Source organism: Microbacterium sp. CCH5-D1, from assembly GCF_001557335.1.
GTDB classification, from domain to species: domain Bacteria; phylum Actinomycetota; class Actinomycetes; order Actinomycetales; family Microbacteriaceae; genus Microbacterium; species Microbacterium oxydans.
The window spans coordinates 1-20,994 of the sequence record NZ_LSJW01000198.1; the positions used below are offsets into that span (position 1 = coordinate 1).

General features: G+C 68.6%; 20 protein-coding genes, 1 tRNA gene and 1 pseudogene. 8 read left to right on the forward strand and 14 right to left on the reverse strand.

Going from position 1 to position 20,994, the window contains the following annotated elements:
• Together AX744_RS11925 and AX744_RS11930 are read left to right on the forward strand one after the other, a co-directional pair.
• Positions 1-671 (forward strand): carbonic anhydrase (locus AX744_RS11925; RefSeq protein ID WP_061017099.1); only part of this gene is annotated, 671 nt, incomplete at its 5' end.
• Entirely contained in the window at positions 668-2,062 is a 1,395-nt protein-coding gene (locus tag AX744_RS11930; protein WP_046749623.1) for a class II fumarate hydratase, read from the forward strand. The genes AX744_RS11925 and AX744_RS11930, both read left to right, overlap by 4 nt.
• Positions 2,063-2,231: 169 nt before the next feature.
• On the opposite strand, the gene AX744_RS11935 is transcribed toward AX744_RS11930, so the two are convergent.
• The 4 genes from AX744_RS11935 to AX744_RS11950 form a co-directional block, all read right to left on the reverse strand.
• Positions 2,232-2,834 (reverse strand): endonuclease domain-containing protein, encoded by a 603-nt coding sequence (locus AX744_RS11935; protein WP_061017101.1) that lies wholly within the window; start codon positions 2,832-2,834, stop codon positions 2,232-2,234.
• Between the two features lie 508 nt (positions 2,835-3,342).
• Positions 3,343-4,725, reverse strand: coding sequence for a PhoH family protein (locus AX744_RS11940; RefSeq protein ID WP_046749845.1), 1,383 nt, complete (start codon positions 4,723-4,725; stop codon positions 3,343-3,345).
• A 158-nt stretch (positions 4,726-4,883) separates the two neighbouring features.
• Positions 4,884-6,014 carry an aminotransferase class V-fold PLP-dependent enzyme gene (locus AX744_RS11945; protein ID WP_061017103.1) on the reverse strand — a complete coding sequence of 377 codons (1,131 nt, stop codon included), beginning with the start codon at positions 6,012-6,014 and terminating at the stop codon, positions 4,884-4,886.
• Between the two features lie 41 nt (positions 6,015-6,055).
• Complete coding sequence (locus tag AX744_RS11950; RefSeq protein ID WP_046749846.1) at positions 6,056-6,835, reverse strand: isoprenyl transferase; 780 nt, start codon at positions 6,833-6,835, stop codon at positions 6,056-6,058.
• A 97-nt stretch (positions 6,836-6,932) separates the two neighbouring features.
• Here AX744_RS11950 and trhA point away from each other — a divergent pair, with 97 nt between their 5' ends.
• The gene (gene trhA / locus AX744_RS11955) at positions 6,933-7,664 is read left to right on the forward strand and encodes a PAQR family membrane homeostasis protein TrhA (RefSeq protein ID WP_058632530.1); all 732 of its coding nucleotides are present in this window, start codon (positions 6,933-6,935) and stop codon (positions 7,662-7,664) included.
• A 7-nt stretch (positions 7,665-7,671) separates the two neighbouring features.
• On the opposite strand, the gene AX744_RS11960 is transcribed toward trhA, so the two are convergent.
• Positions 7,672-7,965 carry a hypothetical protein gene (locus AX744_RS11960; RefSeq protein WP_061017104.1) on the reverse strand — a complete coding sequence of 98 codons (294 nt, stop codon included), beginning with the start codon at positions 7,963-7,965 and terminating at the stop codon, positions 7,672-7,674.
• 67 nt (positions 7,966-8,032) lie between these two features.
• Here AX744_RS11960 and AX744_RS11965 point away from each other — a divergent pair, with 67 nt between their 5' ends.
• Together AX744_RS11965 and greA are read left to right on the forward strand one after the other, a co-directional pair.
• Positions 8,033-8,419: a DUF4307 domain-containing protein gene (locus AX744_RS11965; protein ID WP_046749627.1), complete on the forward strand. Its 387-nt coding sequence runs from the start codon at positions 8,033-8,035 to the stop codon at positions 8,417-8,419.
• 97 nt (positions 8,420-8,516) lie between these two features.
• Positions 8,517-9,005 (forward strand): transcription elongation factor GreA, encoded by a 489-nt coding sequence (greA, locus tag AX744_RS11970; protein ID WP_045262727.1) that lies wholly within the window; start codon positions 8,517-8,519, stop codon positions 9,003-9,005.
• A 70-nt stretch (positions 9,006-9,075) separates the two neighbouring features.
• On the opposite strand, the gene ilvA is transcribed toward greA, so the two are convergent.
• Entirely contained in the window at positions 9,076-10,305 is a 1,230-nt protein-coding gene (gene ilvA / locus AX744_RS11975; RefSeq protein ID WP_046749628.1) for a threonine ammonia-lyase, read from the reverse strand.
• The gene (locus AX744_RS11980) at positions 10,302-11,498 is read right to left on the reverse strand and encodes an AI-2E family transporter (protein WP_061017106.1); all 1,197 of its coding nucleotides are present in this window, start codon (positions 11,496-11,498) and stop codon (positions 10,302-10,304) included. The genes ilvA and AX744_RS11980 overlap by 4 nt, the downstream gene beginning before the upstream one ends.
• Before the next feature lie 87 nt (positions 11,499-11,585).
• On the opposite strand from AX744_RS11980, the gene AX744_RS11985 reads away from it, so the two are divergent.
• Positions 11,586-12,851, forward strand: coding sequence for a winged helix-turn-helix domain-containing protein (locus AX744_RS11985; RefSeq protein ID WP_061017108.1), 1,266 nt, complete (start codon positions 11,586-11,588; stop codon positions 12,849-12,851).
• Positions 12,848-13,777: a hypothetical protein gene (locus tag AX744_RS11990; protein WP_157543597.1), complete on the forward strand. Its 930-nt coding sequence runs from the start codon at positions 12,848-12,850 to the stop codon at positions 13,775-13,777. The genes AX744_RS11985 and AX744_RS11990 overlap by 4 nt, the downstream gene beginning before the upstream one ends.
• A gap of 39 nt (positions 13,778-13,816) precedes the next feature.
• Here the strand turns inward: AX744_RS11990 and AX744_RS11995 are convergent, their stop codons facing one another.
• From AX744_RS11995 to AX744_RS12005, 3 genes are all read right to left on the reverse strand, one after another.
• Positions 13,817-14,383, reverse strand: a complete 567-nt coding sequence (locus AX744_RS11995) for a LemA family protein (RefSeq protein WP_061017113.1) — start codon at positions 14,381-14,383, stop codon at positions 13,817-13,819.
• A gap of 88 nt (positions 14,384-14,471) precedes the next feature.
• On the reverse strand, positions 14,472-15,785 hold the full coding sequence (locus AX744_RS12000; RefSeq protein WP_061017115.1) for a D-arabinono-1,4-lactone oxidase: 1,314 nt from the start codon (positions 15,783-15,785) through the stop codon (positions 14,472-14,474).
• On the reverse strand, positions 15,782-17,029 hold the full coding sequence (locus AX744_RS12005; protein WP_046749634.1) for an alanine racemase: 1,248 nt from the start codon (positions 17,027-17,029) through the stop codon (positions 15,782-15,784). Before AX744_RS12005 ends, AX744_RS12000 begins: the two co-directional genes overlap by 4 nt.
• A gap of 85 nt (positions 17,030-17,114) precedes the next feature.
• Between AX744_RS12005 and AX744_RS12010 the strand changes: the two genes are divergently transcribed.
• Positions 17,115-17,187 (forward strand) — tRNA-Leu (locus AX744_RS12010).
• 10 nt (positions 17,188-17,197) lie between these two features.
• Here the strand turns inward: AX744_RS12010 and AX744_RS12015 are convergent.
• The 4 genes and pseudogenes from AX744_RS12015 to AX744_RS20725 all read right to left on the reverse strand — a co-directional run.
• Positions 17,198-17,863, reverse strand: a complete 666-nt coding sequence (locus AX744_RS12015) for a DedA family protein (RefSeq protein WP_046749635.1) — start codon at positions 17,861-17,863, stop codon at positions 17,198-17,200.
• 6 nt (positions 17,864-17,869) lie between these two features.
• On the reverse strand, positions 17,870-18,724 hold the full coding sequence (locus AX744_RS12020) for a hypothetical protein (protein ID WP_061017117.1): 855 nt from the start codon (positions 18,722-18,724) through the stop codon (positions 17,870-17,872).
• A gap of 291 nt (positions 18,725-19,015) precedes the next feature.
• Positions 19,016-20,524 (reverse strand): NAD(P)/FAD-dependent oxidoreductase, encoded by a 1,509-nt coding sequence (locus AX744_RS12025; RefSeq protein ID WP_058632538.1) that lies wholly within the window; start codon positions 20,522-20,524, stop codon positions 19,016-19,018.
• Positions 20,525-20,549: 25 nt separating this feature from the next.
• Positions 20,550-20,994 (reverse strand): annotated as a pseudogene (locus AX744_RS20725) (peptidase S8); the annotation flags it as partial.

Sequence of the window (20,994 nt, forward strand, 5' to 3'; positions counted from 1 at the left end):
CCCCCGCCGCCGCCTGGACGCAGATGCAGGACGGCAACCGCCGTTTCGTGCAGGACGAGCCTCGCCACCCGAATCAGGACGTCGCTCGCCGCAAGGACCTGACCGCGGCGCAGCACCCGGTCGCCACGCTCTTCGGATGCTCCGACTCCCGCCTGGCCGCCGAGATCATCTTCGACCTCGGCCTCGGCGACCTGTTCGTGGTGCGCAACGCCGGGCAGGTCATCGGAGAATCGATCGTCGCGAGCCTGGAATACGCCGTCGCCGTTCTCGAGGTTCCTCTGATCGTGGTGCTGGCGCACGACTCGTGCGGTGCGGTGCGCGCCGCCATCGACGGCACGGCGATCGATGCCGCTCCCCTGCCGCCGCACATCTGGAAGTTGATCGCCCCGATCGTGCCGGCCGCGCGCAAGGTGCTGGCGGAGAGCGGGGGCACCACCGTCGCCGAGATCGACTCGGAACTGGTCGGCATCGAGCACCTGCGCAACACGGTGAACGATCTGCTGCAGTCGTCCGAGATCATCAGCGATGCCGTCGCGGCTGGTCGCCTCGGCATCGTCGGCGCCAACTACCGTCTGGCCGAGGGCACCGCCGTGCCCGTGATCACGGTCGGCATCGACACCGACGACGACATCCAGGGGATCGACCCCGCAACCAAGGAGGGTTCGGAATGACCGAGCAGGACTACCGCATCGAGCACGACACCATGGGCGAGGTGCGGGTGCCCGTGAATGCGCTCTACGGCGCTCAGACGCAGCGCGCCGTGGAGAACTTCCCGATCTCGGGCAAGGGGCTGGAGTCGACGCAGATCGCCGCCCTCGCGCGCATCAAGAAGGCCGCCGCACTCGCCAACAAGGAGCTCGGCACCCTCGACGGCGCCATCGCCGACGCCATCGCCCAGGCCGCCGACCAGGTCGCTTCCGGCGCACACGACGGTGAGTTCCCGGTCGACACCTACCAGACCGGCTCCGGCACCTCGTCGAACATGAACATGAACGAGGTGCTGGCAACGCTCGCCACGCGCATCCTCGGTTCGACCGTGCACCCCAACGACCACGTCAACGCCTCGCAGTCGTCGAACGACGTGTTCCCGACCTCGGTGCACATCGCGGTCACCCAGGCACTCATCGACACGCTCATCCCCGCACTCGACCACCTCGCCGTCGCTCTCGAGGCGAAGGCGGAGCTGTGGAAGGACGCGGTCAAGTCCGGCCGCACGCACCTCATGGACGCGACGCCCGTCACCCTTGGACAGGAGTTCGGCGGCTACGCGCGTCAGATCCGTCTGGGCATCGAGCGCGTGCAGTCGGCTCTCCCCCGCGTGGCCGAGGTCCCCCTGGGCGGCACCGCCGTCGGCACGGGCATCAACACGCCGCTGGGCTTCCCGCAGAAGGTCATCGCGCTGCTCGCGGCCGAGACCGAGCTGCCCATCACCGAAGCCAAGGACCACTTCGAGGCGCAGGCGAACCGCGACGGTCTGGTCGAGGCCTCCGGTGCTCTCCGCACCATCGCGGTGTCGCTGACCAAGATCAACAACGACCTGCGCTGGATGGGGTCGGGCCCCAACACGGGCCTCGGCGAGCTGCACATCCCCGACCTGCAGCCCGGATCCTCGATCATGCCGGGCAAGGTCAACCCCGTCGTGCCCGAGGCCGTGCTCATGGTGTGCGCGCGCGTGATCGGCAACGACGCCACCGTCGCGTGGGCCGGCGCATCCGGTTCCTTCGAGCTGAACGTCGCCATCCCGGTCATGGGCACCGCGGTGCTCGAGTCGATCCGTCTGCTGTCGAACGCCTCGCGCGTGCTCGCCGACAAGACGATCGACGGTCTGCAGGCGAACGTCGAGCGGGCGGCGGCCTTCGCGGGCATGAGCCCGTCGATCGTGACGCCGCTGAACAAGCTGATCGGCTACGAGGCGGCGGCGAAGATCGCCAAGCACTCGGTCGCCAAGGGCATCACGGTGCGCGACGCCGTGATCGACCTCGGCTACGTCGAGCGCGGCGAGCTCACCCTCGAGCAGCTGGACGAGAAGCTCGACCTGCTGTCGATGACGCACGCGGGCTGACCCGCCCACGTCGAAGCGGATGCCGCGAGGACTCGATCCTCGCGGCATCCTCTGTCTCCGGGCGCCGCGTCTCGGGTTCTCAGCGCAGACGCATGACCAGCCGACGATTGCATGAGCGTTCGGCGGGACGGCACCTGCATCCGGCATCGCCTCATGCAGGTGCACCAGTTCACGCACGAGCCCGAGCGAGCGCAGCCAGAATCGCTGCTGCGACCACGTCCCACGAGTACAAGATCATCGAGTAGTCGAAACGGAGCGTCTCGAAGCCGAGGTCGGATGCGACTGCGTCTCGCATGAGATCGCGATGCCGTTTCGCAGCATCCTCGTGGTTGTCGCGACCGTCGGCCTCGAGGATGACGCGGCCCTCGATCACGAAGTCGACCCGCCCGACCCCGCCGACGGTCACCTGGGTGCGCACAGCCACTCCGATCAGATGGAGCCGCAGCCGCACCAGGGATTCCAAGCCGCTCTCCGCGTCCGGACGTGCGAGGTCGACGAGCCAGCGCGCCGTCGCAGGAAGGGCGGAGCGGACGTGCGCACGCGCCGCAGCAGTCAGCATCCGCTTGTTCCAGGCCGACTCGTACGCGGCGAAGAAGAACTCCTCCCCGTAACAGGCGTATGCGTGTGTCAGGGCGACCTCTATCGGCGCGATGCCGACATCCATGCGTCCGCGGGTGAAGTGAGCGACGCAGCCGCACTGCTTCGGATGATGCCGTCGCCCGCCGAGCCCCATCCAGACATGCGCCTCAGCGGGAACCTCCAGCGTCCACACCTCTCGAATCCTCAAGGCGCTCCCGCAAGTGAGGGCTCCCCCGTGGGCCGCTGCTGTGACCACTTCGGTCGCGGCTCCTCGAGATGCGAACACACCAGAACGCACTCGGACGATACGACCGGCCCTGCACTCCGCTCCCAGCCGTGAGCGTGAGCATCCGAAGCCCTGAAGCCGGGTGCCGCGTGCGACCCCTCCCAAGCGTCCGAGGAGCATATTGACGTCGATCATCGTTCGATTCTGGGGGCCCACGCCCGCTCGGCCGGCCCACCTTCACGCCATCGGTGAACACGAGCGCAGAACAGGCCGCTGTGCAGTCCGACTGACCTGCTCCCCCCCCCCTCTCACGCGCATGACCATCCGACGATCGCATGACTAGGAACGGCGAATCATCATGCAAGCGGACGGGGTTCATACAAGCGGACGGTATCCATGCGATCGGGGGCTGCACCGAGACCAAGAAGCGGATGCCGCGAGGACCGAGCCCTCGCGGCATCCGCTGTTTCCGTCGTCAGCTGAGCTCTCCACCCTCCAGGAGCTCGGTGACGAGGGCTGCGATGGCCGAACGCTCCGACCGCGTCAGGGTCACGTGTCCAAAGAGATCATGTCCCTTCAGGGTCTCGATCACGCTGGCGATGCCGTCATGACGACCCACGCGGAGGTTGTCACGCTGACCGACGTCATGGGTGAGGATGACGCGCGAGTTCTGTCCCATGCGGCTCAGCACCGTCAGGAGCACGTTCCTCTCGAGCGACTGGGCCTCGTCGACGATCACGAACGCGTCGTGCAGGGACCTTCCGCGAATGTGGGTGAGCGGGAGCACCTCGAGCAGTCCGCGCTCGACGACCTCCTCGATGACGTTGCCCGACACAACCGAACCCAGCGTGTCGAACACCGCCTGACCCCAGGGCCCCATCTTCTCGCCCTGGTCGCCCGGGAGGTAGCCGAGCTCCTGCCCACCGACCGCGAACAGGGGCCGGAACACGATGATCTTCTTCTGCTGCTGCCGCTCGAGCACCGCTTCGAGTCCTGCGCACAGCGCGAGCGCCGACTTGCCGGTGCCCGCACGCCCGCCGAGCGAGACGATGCCCACCTCCTGGTCGAGGAGCAGATCGATCGCTATGCGCTGCTCCGCGGAGCGGCCGTGCATGCCGAAGATGTCGCGGTCGCCGCGCACGAGCCGGTACTCGCCGTCTCCCGTGACGCGACCGAGCGCCGACCCGCGCTCGGAGTGGATGATCAGGCCGGTGTTCACCGGGAGCCCCCGAGCCTGCTCGCTGATGCCGACCTCGCTCTCGTACAGGTCGCTGATGTCGTCACCGGAGAGATCGAGAGTCGAGATCCCGGTCCACCCCGAGTCCACCGCCTGCTCGGCGAGGTACTCCTCGGCGCGCAGACCGAGAGAGGCGGCCTTGACGCGCATCGGCAGGTCCTTCGACACGATCGTGACGTCCTGGCCGTCCTGTGCGAGATGCATGGCGACGGAGAGGATCCGGGTGTCGTTGTCGCTGAGGCGGATGCCCGCGGGAAGCACCGAGGAGTCGGTGTTTGCGAGTTCGACCCGGAGGGTCCCGCCCTCGCCGACCTCGACGGGGAAGTCGAGACGCCCGTGCTCGATGCGCAGATCGTCGAGGTGGCGAAGGGCCTGTCGCGCGAAGTAGCCGATCTCCGGATCGTGGCGTTTGCCCTCCAGCTCCGTGATCACGACGACGGGGAGGACGACCGAGTGCTCGGCGAACCGGAAGAACGCCTGCGGATCGCTCAGCAGCACGGACGTGTCGAGGACATACGTGCGCAGATCCTGATCCGGATCGGCGGAGGATGCTCGTCTCGTCGTCTTACGGGTGGACTGCTGCGCGGTGCTGGTGGCCTGCTGCGCTGTACGTGTGGTCACGACCCACTCCCGACCCGGGGAATCCCGGTAGTTCGAACGAGTCGACCAGGGGGTCACGAGTCGTCAACCTGAGGCCGACCCGACCGGGCGCCTTGCCCGATGCCTAGAACGTACGACTGTGCGGACGATTAACCCGAACTCGACACGCCAGCGATTCGTTACGCGCTGATGAACGTCTCGTTGCCGAACGCACGCAGGGTGTCGTCGAGGAGCTCGAAGCTCGCGGCATCCGTACCTGCGTGGGGAGCGATGCGCACCGCCGCACCCCGCGCCGTCACGACGATCCCGGCGTTCGCGAGCGCGGCGGCCAGGCGCCCGGGTTCCGCCGGAGCGAGAGACACGATGCCGGCACGCTGATGGCGCTCACGCGGGGAGCTCACGTCGATGCCGTGACGGTCGGCGATCTCGATCACGGTGTCGACGTTCTCGACCAACCGTTCCTCGATGGCGGCGACGCCGGCGTCGCGCACGTCCCGCACCCCGATGGCGAGTCGCCCTGCCGCGAGCGTGTCCGGCTGACTGACGGTGAAGGCGCGCGCGGACGGAGCGGGTGCCGGCAGCTCGTCGACGAACAGACCGGGAGACGTCGTACCGGTGATCCCGGACAGCACCGGGGCGATGCGATCCCGTGCGCGCGGGGAGAACCACCCGAACGCACTGCCGCGGCCGGCGCGCAACCACTTGTAGCCGTGCCCTACCACCACGTCCGCCGCAGAGTAGTCGGCATCGATCACCCCGAACGACTGGACGGCATCGACGATGAGCAGCCGATCGGGACCGATCGCCTCGCGGAGAGCGGCAAGATCGGTGCGGAAGCCGGTGCGGAAGTCGACGTGGCTCACAGCGAGTGCGACGACATCGTCGTCGAGGGCATCGGTCACCGCATCAGGGGTCACGCGGCCGTCACCGGGCGTGATCCAGCGCGGCGTGACGGCGCACTGCGATGCCGTCGACGCGCGCTCCACCGTCAGGCTCACGCTCGGGAACTCGGCGGTGCTCGCGATCACTCCCCCGGTGAGACCGAACAGCGCGTGCATGAGCCCGTGCGTCGAAGAAGGCTGCAGCGTGACGTCGGCCGCATCGGCGCCCAGCAGCTCGGCGATGAGTTCCTGTGCCTGGCCGATGCGCTCTCCGACGAGAGCGAGTGAGGAGGGCCGTCCGCTTGCCAGCAGGTCGGCATCGGCGAAGACCTCTTCCCGGACGGACGGCGACAGCGGCCCGAAGGCGGCCCAGTTCAAGTAGCCGGACTCGTTGTCGAAGGAGTCGACATAGTCCTGGAAAGTGCTCACTGCGTCATTGTGGCACGGCTCCGCTCGGACCCGTCGCCGCGTCAGCGCCCGAAGCGCCTGTCCCGATCGGCATAGTCCCGGATCGCACGCAGGAAGTCGACCTGACGGAGGTCCGGCCCCAGCGCCTCCACGAAGTAGAACTCGCTGTGCGCACTCTGCCAGAGGAGGAAATCGCTCAGCCGCTGCTCTCCACTGGTGCGGATCACGAGATCGGGGTCGGGCTGTCCCCCGGTGTACAGGTGCTCGCCGATCATCTCGGGCGTGAGGTGGGCTGCGAGGTCTTCGAGCGTGCCGCCTGACGCCTCGTGCTTCGCGATGATGCTCCGTACCGCATCGACGATCTCGTTGCGCCCGCCGTACCCGACCGCGAGGTTCACGTGCAGCCCGGTGTGATCCTTCGTGCGCTGCTCCGCGTCGGAGAGCACTCGCGCGAGCTCGGCGGGGAGGATGTCGGAGCGGCCGACGTGCTTCACCCGCCAGTTCCCCTCCAGGGACAGCGCCTCCGCCAGCTCCGCGATGATCTCGATGAGGTCGGCGAGCTCCGCGGAATCCCGCTTCCTCAGATTGTCGCTCGAGAGGAGGTAGAGCGAGACGACCCGCACACCGAGCTCGTCGCACCACTCCAGGAACTCGCGCATCTTCGCCGCACCCGCCCGGTGTCCCTCCGCGGGCGTGTCCAACCCGAGCTGACGGGCCCACCGGCGATTGCCGTCGATCATCATCGCGACGTGATGCGGCACACGAGCCGGATCGAGGTGACGACGCAGCCGACTCGTGTAGAGCCGGTACAGCGGCCCGCGTACCGGGCTCTCGCGTGGAATCACCCACCTACGCTACCGTGCCGCGGCCGTCCGCACCGTGTGGGAACGCTGGATATATGTGCCGTGAGCGGTATGCGGGGCCGCCTAGAGTGAGCACGTGAGCACTCCCGAGCACTCCGGTCCCGACGTCCCTCAGCTGCCCCTTCTGGACGCAGCCGCCGCGGATGCGGCCACCGACGTGAAACCGACCTGGCGAGGGTGGATCCACGCCGGCACCTTCCCGGTCGCCGTGGTCGCCGGAATCGTCCTGATCGTCGTGGCCGAGGGAGCCGCGGCGAAGTGGGCCTCCGCTGTGTTCATGCTCACGTCGCTGCTCCTCTTCGGCAACTCCGCGCTCTACCACCGCATCGACTGGAGTCCGAAGGTGAAGGTGATGCTCAAGCGCATCGACCACGCCAACATCCTGCTGCTCATCGCCGGTACCTATACGCCTCTGGCCGTGCTGGCGCTGCCACCGCAGAAGGGCATCCTGCTGCTCTGCCTGGTCTGGGGCGGCACCCTCGTCGGCATCCTCTTCCGCGTCTTCTGGATCAATGCGCCGCGTTGGCTCTACGTGGCCCTCTACCTGCTGCTGGGCTGGGCCGCCGTGATGTACATCGTCGATCTGATGAACGCGAACGTCGCGATGATGGTGCTGGTGATCGTCGGCGGTCTGCTCTACACGGGCGGCGCGATCGTCTACGCGCTCAAGAAGCCGAACCCCTGGCCGGGCCATTTCGGGTTCCACGAGATCTTCCACGTGTGCACGGTTCTCGCGTTCCTGTGCCACTGGACGGCGTGCCTGCTGATCGCGCTGGCGCCGCTTTCTCCCTCGCTGGGTGCGCCGTGACGCACGATCAGCGCGTGGGCGAGTCGTCTCCGGGAGCGTCGGGGCGGTCCGAGATCGACGGCTCCGCTCCGGGTGCGGCCGTGCCGTCGGCGTGACGCGCCGCCTCTTCGGCATCCAGCTCGTCGCGCACCTCTTCGCGGTAGCGGACACGGCGGATGCGACGGTTCATGTCCCAGATCAAGAGGATGACCGCGATCACGACCACGACGATCGCGGCGAAGCCCACGAACCCCGGGGTGACCGACACCGGATCGACGGTCATGCTCGGCGTCGGCATCGGGGTCTCGGACAGAGAGAACATGAATCGGCCTTTCGTACGCAGGTCGCATAACCTGGTAACACCAGCCTAACGACCGGAAGACTCCCCTGTGACGACCGCACGAGACCTCGACGAACGCTATGGCCGAACCCGACGGCGGCGCACGCCCTGGATCGTCGGCGGCGCGGTCGCCGTGATCCTGCTCGGCGCGTTCGGCTGGATGACCGTCGCTCAGTCGATGGCGTCCGTCGACGCCGACGATCTGGGCTTCGAACTCGTCGACGAGCACTCGGTGAACATCACCTTCCAGGTCACCGGAGTGCAGGGCAAGAACGTCGTGTGCGCCGTCGAAGCGCTGGACGAGGAGTTCGGCGTCGTCGGCTGGAAGATCGTCGAGATCGAAGCAGGAGACAGCCACTCGCAGGCGCGTTCGGTCACCATCCCGACCGTCGCGGAAGCCACGACAGGTTTGGTGAACGCCTGCTGGGTCGCCTAGACTCGTGCCAGACAGACGACGCCCCGGCACCGTGCCGGGGCGTCTTGGCATATCCCCCGCAGCATGCCGGAGGGATCCCGAAAGAAGGAGCTTCGTCATGTCCACCGATGCTCAGGTTCCCTTCCTCACGCAGGAAGCGTACGACCGGCTCGTCGCCGAGCTGGAGCACCTGTCCACTGTCGGCCGCGACGAGATCGCCAAGCGCATCGAGGCGGCCCGCGAAGAGGGCGACCTCAAGGAGAACGGCGGGTACCACGCCGCGAAGGACGAGCAGGGCAAGCAGGAGGCCCGCATCCGCACTCTGGAGGGTCTGCTGAAGACCGCCAAGGTGGGCGAGGCTCCCGCCAGCCGCGGGATCGTCGAGCCCGGAACCGTCGTCACGGCCCTCGTCGCCGGCGGCGAAGAGGTCTTCCTCCTCGGTAGCCGCGAGATCGCCGCAGGCAGCGACCTCGACGTGTACAGCGAGGCCAGCCCCCTCGGCCAGGCCATCCTCGGCCTCAAGGTCGGCGAGAAGTCGTCCTACGAGGCTCCCAACGGTCGCGACATCAGCGTCGAGATCGTGAACGTCGAGACCTACACCGGCTGAGACGCCAGACGGAAGCGCCCCCTCCTCCGCTCGGACGAGGGGGCGCTTCCGTATGCGCGATCGGTCGTGCTCAATCCGGGACGAGGATCGGCTCGAAGCCGGCCAGACGCAGAGTGTCGAGCGTGTGCTCGGAGTGCTCGGGACCGCGGGTCTCGACGCTGAGTTCGAGGATCACCTCGCTGATCTGCAGCCCGTGTCCGTGACGTGTGTGCATGGCCTCGATCACGTTCGCTCCGGCCTCCGCGATCAGCTCGGACACGCGGGCGAGCTGGCCGGGCCGGTCGGGCAGCGGGATGCGGATCGTGAGGTATCGACCGGACGCGGCGAGTCCGTGCGAGACGACCCGCTGCAGCAGGAGCGGGTCGATGTTCCCACCTGACAGCACGGCCATGGTGGTCCCCGTCGCGGTGACCTTGCCGGCGAGGATGGCTGCGACGCCCGCGGCGCCCGCGGGCTCGACCACGACCTTCGCCTGCTCGAGGAGGATGAGGATGGCTCGCGCCAGATCATCGTCGGAGACCGTGACCACCTCGTCGACGAGGTCCTTGATGATGTCGAACGGGATCGCACCGGGACGCGCGACCAGGATGCCGTCGGCGATGGTCGGCCTCGTCACGATGTCGACGGGCTCTCCCGCCTCGAGCGATGGCGGCACGGCGGCGGCGTTCTCCGCCTGCACGCCGATGATCCTGACCGAGCGTCCGAGCTCGGCGGCACGGGCCTTGACAGCTGCGGCGACCCCGGCGATGAGACCTCCACCGCCGATGCCGAGCACGACGGTGTCGACCTCGGGCGCATCCTCCAGGAGCTCGAGCCCGAGCGTGCCCTGCCCGATCACGACGTCGCGGTGATCGAACGGGTGGATCAGCACCGCGCCGGTGCGCTCGGAGAACTCGGCGGCGAGACGCAGCGATGTCGCCACCGTCTCCCCCTCCAGCACCACTTCCGCTCCGTAGCCGCGAGTGGCGAGCAGCTTCGGCACCGGCACACCCAGGGGCATGAAGATCGTCGCGGGGATCCCGAGCGCTTGGGCGGCGAGGGCAACCCCCTGGGCATGGTTGCCGGCGGAGGCCGCGACCACTCCCCTGGCGCGCTCCTCGGCGCTCAGCTTGGACAGCCGGTAGGCCGCCCCGCGGATCTTGAAGGAGCCCGTGCGCTGGAGATTCTCCATCTTGAGCAGGACGGGCGCCCCGAGGATGTCGGAGAGGGCCCGCGACGGCAGCGATGGCGTGTGCGAGATCACCTCAGCCAGACTCTGAGCGGCGTGCTCGAACTCGGTCAGGCTGGGGACTGCGCTCATCGATTCCTCCGTCTCCGCTCGCGCGGAACTGTGCTCCAGATCAGATCTCCGCTCGGTCCGACGCCGGTGCGCCAGGAACCCGAGCTGATGGTCACGGCGGCGACGTTGACGAACGCCGCCAACGGGACCGCGAACAGGGCGCCGGGGATTCCGGCGATCATCGCTCCTCCGGCCACGACGAGCACGACGGCGAGCGGGTGCACCTTGACCGCGGAACCCATCATGATCGGCTGCAGGATGTGTCCCTCGATCTGCTGGACCGCCAGCACAACGACGAGCATCCACAGAGCGATCCACGGCCCGTTGTAGACGAGGGCGAGGAAGACGGCGACCGCGCCGGTCACCACGGCACCGACGATCGGGATGAAGGAGCCCAGGAACACGAGCACCGCCACAGGGAGCGCGAGCGGAACCTGCAGCAGGAAGGCGCCGAGGCCGATGCCGATCGCATCGATGGTGGCCACGAAAAGCTGCGTGCGCGCGTAGTTGACGATCGTCGTCCAACCGTTGCGGGCGGCGCCGTCGACGGCCGGACGGGCGCGACGCGGGAAGATCTTGAGGGTCCAGCGCCAGATCCCGGCTCCATCGGCCAGCAGGCAGATGAGGATGAAGAGTGCGAGCACGGCGCCCGTGGCGACGTGACCGACGGTCGTGCCGATCGCGAGTGCGCCCGTCCAGAGCACCTGTGCCTGTTCGCTGATGAGGTCGAGACCCTGCTGGAGGTAGTCGGCGATCTGGGTGTCCGAGAGATTCAGCGGCCCGTCGTGCAGCCACACCTGGAACTGATCGAACGCCTCGGTCGACCGCTCCTGCACGTCGGGAAGCTGGGCGCGCACCTGCCAGACGACGAGCCACATCAGCCCGGTGACGATGGCGGCCGTCCCGATGAGCGAGATGGCGATCGCCAGCCATCGCGGGAGGCCGCGTCGCAGCATCCACGAGAAAGCGGGCCACAGCAGCGCCGTGATGAGGATGCCGACCATGAGGGGGATGACCAGGAGCTTGAGCAGCATCACGAGCCAGATGAAGACGCCGATCGCAGCGGCGATGATCAGCAGCCGCCAGGCGTAGCTCGCGGTGATCCGCAACGGCAGGGGCACGGTCTCGTCGGCCTCGGTCGTCACGGTGCGGTCGGTGGAGACCGGGCGCGGACGGAAGAGATCACGCAGCCGGGGTCGCTGGTCGTCGCTCATCGCCCAAGTCTAAGGTCATGCCGTATGCCCTCGAACGCATCTTTCCGAGCGCGGAGCGATGTCGGCGCGCGGCGCTACCCTGGCGAGGTGACAGACACCCTCAGCTCGACCCAGGCACGTCGCATCGCGCTGGCCGCTCAGGGATTCACCCGAGCACGACCGGCGACGGTCGCGGGGCGGCACGTGCACCGGGTCATGGACCGGCTCGGAGTCCTGCAGATCGACTCCGTGAACGTGTTCGCGCGATCGCACTACCTCCCGCTGTTCTCACGGCTCGGCGCGTACGACCCCGCGCTGCTCGACCGCATCTTCCTCTCCCGCACGACGCACTACGTCGAGTACCTCGCCCACGAGGCCACTTTCATCCCTGTCGAGGACTGGCCGCTGTGGCGCTTCCGCATGGACGACTTCCGCCGGCGCTGGGCGGGCGAGGACTCGTGGATGAGCAGCAACGCCCGCACCGTGCAGTGGGTGACGGACGAGTTGCGTGCGCGCGGCCCGCTGCGACCGGCGGACCTCCGCGAAGACGCACCGCGGGAGCGCGGCACCTGGTGGGACTGGGACGATGTGAAACTCGCGCTCGAGCACCTGTGGCGCACCGGTGACGTCGCGATCAGCGGGCGTCGCGGATTCGAGCGCACGTACGCGCTGGCGGAGCATGTCATTCCCGACACCATCCGCTCACGGGAGGTGTCCCGCGCCGAGGCCATCCTCGAGCTGAGCCGGCGCGCGGCGCGATCGAGTGGCGTCGCCACACAGTCGGATCTCGCCGACTACTACCGCATTCGCGACCGCGCCGCAGTCGCCCGCTCGATCGCCCAGCTCGTGGATTCGGGTGAGCTGATCCCGGTGAAGGTGCGGGGTTGGGAACGTGGCGGGCGCCCGCTCCCCGCCTGGCGGCATCAGGATGCGGTGCTGCCCCGCAGAGTGGATACGGCGGCGATCCTGACGCCGTTCGACCCGGTGGTGTGGTTCCGGGACCGGGCCCTCCGTGCATTCGACCTCGACTATCGCATCGAGATCTACGTGCCGGCCGAGAAGCGGCGATTCGGCTACTACTCCCTGCCTGTGCTCGTCGGCGACCGCATCGTCGCACGGGTGGACCTCAAGTCCGATCGGACCACATCGACTCTGCAGGTGCAATCCGCGTGGTGGGAGCCGCAGGCGCGTCCCGGCGACGCGGAGCCGATCGCCCGGGAACTCGCACTCGCCGCCGCCTGGCAGGGTCTGGAGCACATCTCGGTGTCCGGTTGGGGTGACGCCACGGCGGCGCTTCACACCGCCCTGGCCGCGGGCACGGGAACAGGTCCGGCCGTACGCCGCCATCTGCATCCCCGAGAGAGTCCCGCATGAACAAGGAGTCCCGCAGGAGCAGAGTGCGGCGGCGCTGGGTGATCAGCGGTGCCGCGGTCGTCGTCGTCCTCCTCGCCGCAGGGGTGTGGATCTGGCAATCCTCCGCGCGGTCGACCACCCCGGAGGAAGCGGCACTCGAGTACCTGCAAGCCCTGGAGTCCGGCGATGCCGATACCGTGCGGGCCACCGGGATCGTGGTCACGGAGGCCGCACTCGACGCCTTCGACGCCGCGAGCGCGCTGGTGCGAGACGCCGAGGTCACGCGCGTGCGACACAGCAACGGCAGCACGTCGGCGGCGGTGGAGGTGTCGTTCGAGCTCGATGGAGATGCCCACGACGCAGTGCTCGCGCTCGACATGGTCGACGGCCGCTGGCGTGTCGACTCCTCGGGGCTCGGCAGGGTGACCGTCGACTCGACCATCGGTGCTTCCGTCGCGATCGGCACCACCGCTGTCCCCCCGGGCGAAGCGGTCGCTCTCCTCCCCGCGCTGTACACGGTCTCTGCGATGCCGGCGACGCTGCTCGAAGGCGAGAGCGCTGTGACGGTCATGCCTGCCGTCGAGGTCACGACCGTGGTCGATGCCACGCTGCGCCCGGAGGCGACGGCGGTCGCCCAAGACCACGTGGACGACATCGTCGAAGCGTGCACCGTACCCGGGACCGAGACGCCGGACGGTTGCGGACTGCGCATCCCCTGGGGAACGGAGTTCCGTGATGTCGACGGGTTCCGCTACCGGGTCGAGGAGGCTCCCGCCGTCACTCTCACCCCGGCAGGCTTCACCGCGGACGGCGGGGTGTTGGTCGTCACCGTGACGGGGACCGGCGCAGACGGCGCCGGACTGACGACGACGTACCGCACGGACTCCTGGACGCTTCGCGGCGACGTGTCCTTCACCGCCGACGACCTCGTGCTCTCACCGTGGTGACGAACGCCGTCGCCGAACCGTGCGTCAGAAGTGCACGCGTCAGAACTGCACGCGCGGAGGCTCCGAGATGGCGCTGCTGTCGGCGACCTCGAAGAACTCGCGCTCGGTGAACCCCAGCCCCTTGGCGAACAGGTTATTGGGGAAGACCTTGATCTTGGTGTTGAGCTCGCGCACGCCGCCGTTGTAGAACCGTCGCGCCGCCTGGATCTTGTCCTCGGTGTCGACCAGGGCCTGCTGCACCTGGAGGAAGTTGGTGCTCGCCTGCAGCTGCGGATACGCCTCAGCGACCGCGAACAGGCTGCGCAGAGCCTGCTGCAGGTGCCCCTCGGCGATACCGGCTTCTCCGGGCCCTCCCGCCGACAGCGTCTCGGCACGCGCACGGGTGACGTTCTCGAAGACCGCCTTCTCGTGCGAGGCGTAGCCCTTCACCGTGTCGATGAGGTTGGGGATGAGGTCGGCTCGTCGCTTGAGCTGCACGGTGATGCCGCTCCACGCCTCGTCGACGCGCACATTCAGCTGCACCAGCGAGTTGTACGTGGCCCACAGATAGATGCCGACGAGCAGGATCACTCCGACAACGATCAGTACCGGCACGAGCCATTCCATCAGAGGCCCACCCTTCCTCGTGTTTCTCTCATCCTAGACGCGCAGCCTGCACGTGGACTGGGCGTACGCGGCGTCCGCCGCCGTCGGTTCAGCTGCCGAGCACCCGTTCGAGATAGCGGTTGCCGAACCGACGTTCCGGGTCGAGCCGGTCGCGCAGTGCGATGAAGTCGTCGAAGCGCGGATACCGCTCCCGGAGCGTCTCCGCGGTCAGCGTGTGGAGCTTGCCCCAGTGCGGACGTCCGCCGAACCCGTGCATGATCTCCTCCACCGCTCCGAAGTACTCCGTGGGGTCGGCTCGCCAGTATCGATGCACGGCGATGTACGCACTGTCGCGCCCGTGAGCGGTGGAGAGCCAGCGATCGTCGGCTGCGGCGAAACGCACTTCGATCGGGAACTCGATCCGCCACCCGCGCCGGTCGATGAGAGCCCTGACTGCCTGGAACGCCGCCACGACGTTCTCGGCCGGGATCGCATACTCTATCTCCCGGAAGCGCACGGTCCGGCTCTGGATGAGCACGCGGTGCGACAGCTCGGTGTACTCGCGATCGCCGGTGAGCTTGACCGCGAGCCGGCTGAACGACGGCGTGATCGCCGGGACGACCTGGCCGGCTGCGCACACGACGCGGTAGACGCCGTTCGAGAGCACCGTCTCGTCGATCCATCGCCCGACCACAGGGAGCGGCTTGCGGACCGTCGCTTCCGGGAGACGCGCCTGGCGCTTCGTCAGGGCGACGTCGGTGTGCGGGAACCAGTAGAACTCGAAGTGGTCGGATGAGGCGACGCGCTCGTCGAGGGTGGCGAGCACTTCGTCCAGGGCGACCGGCTCGTCGATGGCGTGCATCACGAACGCGGGTACGCATTGCAGCGTCACCTCGACGATGATGCCGAGGGCGCCGAGTCCCAGTGCCACCGCAGGCAGGAGCTCGCTCTCGTGCTCCTCGTCGATCCGCAGGAACTCGCCAGCGGCCGTGACCATCGTGACGCCGACGACCTGGGTGGCGAGGCCGCCGTATCCGGCTCCCGTGCCGTGGGTGCCTGTGGAGATCGCTCCGGCGATGGACTGGCGATCGATGTCGCCGAGGTTCTCCATCGCGAGCCCGTACGGCGCCAGGAGCCCGGGGATGCGGTGCAGCCGCGTTCCGGCGAGCAGAGTCACCCGGCCGGTCTCGGCGTCGGCGGAGACGAGGCCCTGCAGGTCGTCGAGCTCGAGCAGCACACCAGGAGCGATGGCGATGCCGGTGAAGCTGTGACCGGCCCCCACCGCCTTCACGGGCAGTCCGTGCCTGACCGCGGCGATCACCGCGCGCTGCACGCCCTCCGGGCTGCGCGGCCGCTCCACGCGTACCGGACGCACGGACGCCGAGCGACCCCAGTTCTGCCAGGTGCCGCCGATTCTCGTCACAGGAAGGCCTTTCCCTCGCCGCGGTATGTCGGCAGCTCGTCGACGATCTCGTCGCCCGAGATCAGGTGATAGCTCTCGATGCGCTCTGCCGGTTCACCGCTCTTGGCATGGCGGAACCAGACACGGTCTCCCACGCCGAGCGACGCGGCCGCCGGCCCCTGCAGCGGCGTCTGCACCTCACCGGCGGCTTCGCGGGAGAGGGTGTGGAGCCCCTCGGGCCACACAGCACGCGGCTGCCGGGAAGCCACAGCGGGGCCGGAGGCGATCCACCCGCCTCCGAGCACCGTGGCGATGTCGGCGGCGGGGCGGCGCACCACATCGAACGCGAAGGCGGAGGCGGGCGCGGGACGGAACGACCGGTAGCCGTCGAAGAGGTGTCCGCCGAGCAGCCCGCTGCCCGCGCTCGCCTCGGTGAGGGACTCGTCGCTGCCCGTGAACTCGAGCGAGCCCGTTCCCCCGCCGTTGAGGATCTCCAGGGGTGCCACGGACCCGACTGCGGCGACGATCTCGGCTCGACGCTCACGCAGCTCGTTGCGCGAGCGCGCCTGCACCATGCGGATGAGCGGCGCATCGGGACCGGCGTCGTCGCCCTGACCGGCGATCTGCGCGTCGTACATCTGCAATCCGACGAGGCGGAACCCGGGGCGGGCGACCACCTTTCGGGCGAAGGCGGCGACCTCGCCCGCGCTGAACAGAGCAGAGCGGCGCACTCCGATGTGGCCGAGGATCGAGGACCGCCAGGAGGCATCCACGTCGATGGCGACGCGGAGCTCGGGGCGCGACCGGGGACCCGCGACGCTGTCGATCAGATCGAGGTGCACGAGGTCGTCGACCATCAGCGTGATACGCCGCGCGGCCTGCTCGTCGGCGAAGAGCCGCGCCAGTCCCGCGCGATCCACGGTCGGGTAGCCCAGCATGATGTCGTCGTGGGTCTCGGCGAGCCAGAGCGCCTCTTCGAGCGTGAAGGCGAGGATGCCGCGGAACCCCGGCAGCTTCAGCACGGCGTCGAGCACGGAGCGCACCCGCACGGACTTCGAGGCGACGCGGATCGGGAGTCCACCGGCCCGCACCAGAAGGTCCATCGCGTTGTAGCGGAGCGCCTCGCGGTCGATCACCGCCACCGGTGCCGGGAGGTGTCCTGTCGCCGCGGACAGGCGCGGCCAGTAACGGGCCGGGTCCTCCCACTCAGGGGCGACCGCGGAGGCACCGTGGACGGGGCTCAGTTCATCGATGAGATCGAGCACTCCCCCACCCTAAGGCCTCGCGGACTCCGGTTCACCCCTGACGGCACGGCGTCGCAGTCGAGCGCGGCGATAGGCTGACCGGGAGGCCCCCGTAGCCCAATGGCAGAGGCAGGCGACTTAAAATCGCTTCAGTCTGGGTTCGAGTCCCAGCGGGGGCACCGCCGACGCTCAGTCCTCCCCCTGCGCGACCGCCTTCCGCTCACCCGCTGCCTCCCGTATCCGGCGCACGATCAGGACGACGAGAGCTATCGCGATGGCGGAGTAGACGGCGTAGTCGAGATAGCCGAGGTACTGCTCCAGCTGCTCGTGCTGGGTGCCCAACGCCGCTCCGACCCCGAGGAGAAGAGCGTTCCACAGTCCGCTCCCGATGATCGTGTAGACGCTGAAGGTCACGAGGTTCATCCGCGACGCGCCGGCGGGGATCGAGATGAGGCTGCGGACACCGGGAACCATCCGTCCGACCAGGACGGTCCAGCCGCCACTGCGCACGAACCACTCGGATCCGCGTTCGAGGTCGGAGCGACTCACCAGTTTCGTGGCAGCGAGCATCCGCACCGCCCGGTCCATGCCGATCGCCGCACCGAGCCAGTACAGCAGCAGCGCCCCCAGCCACGACGCCAAGGTGCTCCAGAAGATCAGCCACCCGAGATTCAGGGAGCCGCTCTGGCTCAGGTATCCCGCAAAGGGCAGGATGACCTCGCTCGGGATCGGCGGCACGAGCACCTCGAGAAAGACGAGCACGCCGACGCCGACGTCTCCGAGGGCTGTGAGGACGTCGGCGGCGAATCCGGTGAGGCCGGTGAAGCCGTGTTCGGCGGCAGCAGTGGGAACCATGCGGGGTCAGCGCCCGAAGATGTCGCCGATGCCGGGGAGGCCGAGATCGCCGAGCTGCTCGCCCCATCCACTCGCTGCCTCTCCGACCCCGGATACCGTCTCGCCGGCGGCCCCCATCAGCTCGCCTGCGCCGCCGGCGAGCGACTCGATGTCGACGCCCTCTGCGAGCGCTCCGAAGTCGACGCCGATGTTCGCCGCCTGCTCCAGCAGAGGCCCGGCCACGGTGCTGACCACCGCACCTCCGGCCACGACGCCGAGAAGACCGACGGCCGCGCCCCCTGCGGCGACGGCAGCGCCACCGACGCCTGCGCCCCGCACGCGCGAGAGCAGTCCGCGCATCCGTCCGGGGTTCATGGCCTCTGCACGACCCGCCGCTCTGGCGAGGTCGTCGGCTGATGAGGAGCGCGGCCGCTCTCCTGGCGCAAGTTCCTGTCGCATTCGAGCCTCGACGAGCGCACGCTGCTCGGGCGAAAGTCGCGCGAACGCCTCGCGGTGGATCTGCTCGACACGCTGCGGATCGGCCGTCTGCAGAAGGTAGTCGTAGCGGGCGATGGCCGCCCGATCGGCATCGGTCACGGACTGCGACGCGCGCGAGGCACCAGCCGCGGGCGGCGTGTACGGGTCACCGGCAGCCGGCGGCGTGTACGGGGCACCGGCTGCGGGACCGGGCAGCGAAGTCCGTCCGGCATCCCCCTGCCCGCGCACGGCGTCGACGGCGCCGCGCAGCATCCCGCTCCAATCCGTCGACCGGGATTCGTCGCGCGAGCGCGATCCGCCGGCCGAGTGGCCGTTGCGCCCTGAGGAGGCATTCTTCTCCAGCGCTTCGGAGGCCATTCCGATCAATCGGGAGAGCTTTCCCATGAGTGGTCCCTTTCGTGGTGCGGACCACCGGGGATCCACGACGTCGGGACGACGGCAGGGTTCACTCAGCAGCCCGCGATGCGGGTGCCAAGGTCTCCTCCACCCTCACGGGCCGGCGGGCCGGAGCACGATCTCGAGCTCGTAATGACGACTTCGCCGCATTTGGGAGTACTCCCCTTGCCCGCGAGACGATACCGACCGCACCTATGCGTCGCCTCGGAACGACCCGCCACGACGACGATCGGCCCCGGCGCAGTGCGCTCGGGGCCGATCGTCGTCGTGCAGAAGGTGTTACTTCGCCGCTGCTTCCGCCGTCTCGGGAGTCTTCTCCGCGACGGGCTTCTTCGCAGCCGGCTTCTTGGCAGCAGGCTTCTTCGCGGCGGGCTTCTTTTCCGCCGGAGCGGCCTTCTCCGCCGGAGCGGCCTTCTCCGCCGGGGCGGCCTTCGCCGGAGCATCAGCCACGGGCGCAGCGGGAGCGGCCGGGCGCGGACGCGCGGCGAACTCCTCGAAGACGTAGCGCGGGTTCTGCACCGTCTCGAGGTTCACGAGATCGCGGCCGAGCCACAGGTTGTTCCACCAGCCCCACAGCACGCGCCACTTGCGCTCCCACGTCGGCATCGCGAGACCGTGGTAACCGCGGTGCGCGAGCCAGGCGATGAAGCCCTTGAGCGCGATCTTGCCGGACTGGAAGACGCCGTTGTACAGGCCGAGACCTGCGACAGCGCCGAGGTTCTTGTGGAAGTAGTCCTTGGGCTTCTCACCCCGGAGCACGGCCACGAGGTTCTTCGCGAGGAGCTTCGCCTGGCGGACCGCGTGCTGGGCGTTCGGCACGCAGAAGCCTCCGACGCCACCACCCGAGAGATCGGGGACAGCGGAGACGTCTCCGGCTGCCCATGCACCCTCGACGAAGGCCTCGGGTGTGCCGACGCGCAGATCGGCGCGGGTCTGGATGCGACCGCGCTCCTCGACCGGCAGATCTCCGCCGCGCACGACGGTCGGGTTGGCCATGACGCCGGCTGTCCACACGATGACGTCGGTCGGGATGACCTCGCCGGTGGAGAGCTCGACGTTGCCGTCGACCGCACTGGTGAGCTGCGTGTCGAGGTGCACGTTCGCGCCGCGCTTGGCGAGGTCCTTGAGCACCCACTCGCTCGTCTGCAGCGAGACCTCGGGCATGATGCGGCCCATCGCCTCGATGAGGTGGAAGTGCGTGTCCTCGAAGCTGATCTGCGGGTACTTGCCGACCAGCGCGGACGCCAGCGAGCGGAGCTCGGCGAACACCTCGATGCCGGCGAAGCCACCACCGACGACCACGACGGTCAACAGACGGTCGCGCTCGGGACCGGCGGGGAGCGAGGCGGCCTTGTCGAAGTTCGACATGACCTTGTCGCGGATCGCGACGGCCTCTTCGATCGTCTTCAGTCCGATCGCGTTGTCGGCGATGCCGGGGATCGGGAAGGTGCGCGAGACGGCGCCCGCCGTGACGACGATCTGGTCGTATGCGAACTCGTACGGCTCTCCCAGCGGCGGCGTGATGGTCGCGACCTTCTGTGCGTGGTTGATGTTGGTCACCTTGGCGGTGAGCACGTTGGTGCGCTTGAGGTGACGGCGGTGCGCGACCACCGAGTGACGGGCCTCGATGGAGCCCGCGGCGACCTCGGGGAGGAACGGCTGGTACGTCATGTACGGCAGCGGGTCGACCATGGTCACGTCGGCTTCGCCCTTGCGCAGGTGCTTCTCGAGCTTCCACGCGGTGTAGAAACCCGCGTACCCTCCGCCGACGATCAGGATCTTGGGCACAGTGCTGTTCTGAGGCACAGAAGAACTACTCCTCGGAGTCGGGGGTGTGGCGTACGGAAATGCGCGCCGATCGGATGCGCCGGGCAGCAGCGGTGACGCCAAGCGCTATCAGGATACCAGGGACTGTGAGCGCAATGAGCGGCAGGGTACCGTAGCGCAATGAATCCGCGCTGGGAAGCAGCGGTGAGCCGGGATCGGTGGGTGCGTCGGCCGCCGGCAGAGGCGGGATGTCTACCGGCGTGACGGGCGCGGCCGTCTCGGGCTCCGTCTGTGCACGGCGGAAGACGCGGATCCACTCGGCGAGATCCCCCATCGGGTTCTCGCTCACCGCCGGAAGGTTCGCGGAGATCGCCGCAGCGGCGTCGACCAGCCCATACCCGTACAGCGGGTCCTGCGGTTTGACCGCGTCGGGGACGGGGATGGCGGTCTTGATGATGCGGTTGATCACGTCGATCGCCTTGATCTCGGGG

Excerpts from the sequence above, each read along its gene's own strand:
- AX744_RS11980 (WP_061017106.1), bottom strand. The coding sequence starts at position 11,498 with ATGAGCGACGACCAGCGACCCCGGCTGCGTGATCTCTTCCGTCCGCGC.
- AX744_RS12020 (WP_061017117.1), bottom strand. The coding sequence starts at position 18,724 with ATGGGAAAGCTCTCCCGATTGATCGGAATGGCCTCCGAAGCGCTGGAG.
- AX744_RS11960 (WP_061017104.1), bottom strand. The coding sequence starts at position 7,965 with ATGTTCTCTCTGTCCGAGACCCCGATGCCGACGCCGAGCATGACCGTC.
- AX744_RS12015 (WP_046749635.1), bottom strand. The coding sequence starts at position 17,863 with ATGGTTCCCACTGCTGCCGCCGAACACGGCTTCACCGGCCTCACCGGA.
- AX744_RS11930 (WP_046749623.1), top strand. The coding sequence starts at position 668 with ATGACCGAGCAGGACTACCGCATCGAGCACGACACCATGGGCGAGGTG.
- AX744_RS11990 (WP_157543597.1), top strand. The coding sequence starts at position 12,848 with ATGAACAAGGAGTCCCGCAGGAGCAGAGTGCGGCGGCGCTGGGTGATC.
- AX744_RS11995 (WP_061017113.1), bottom strand. The coding sequence starts at position 14,383 with ATGGAATGGCTCGTGCCGGTACTGATCGTTGTCGGAGTGATCCTGCTC.
- greA (WP_045262727.1), top strand. The coding sequence starts at position 8,517 with ATGTCCACCGATGCTCAGGTTCCCTTCCTCACGCAGGAAGCGTACGAC.
- ilvA (WP_046749628.1), bottom strand. The coding sequence starts at position 10,305 with ATGAGCGCAGTCCCCAGCCTGACCGAGTTCGAGCACGCCGCTCAGAGT.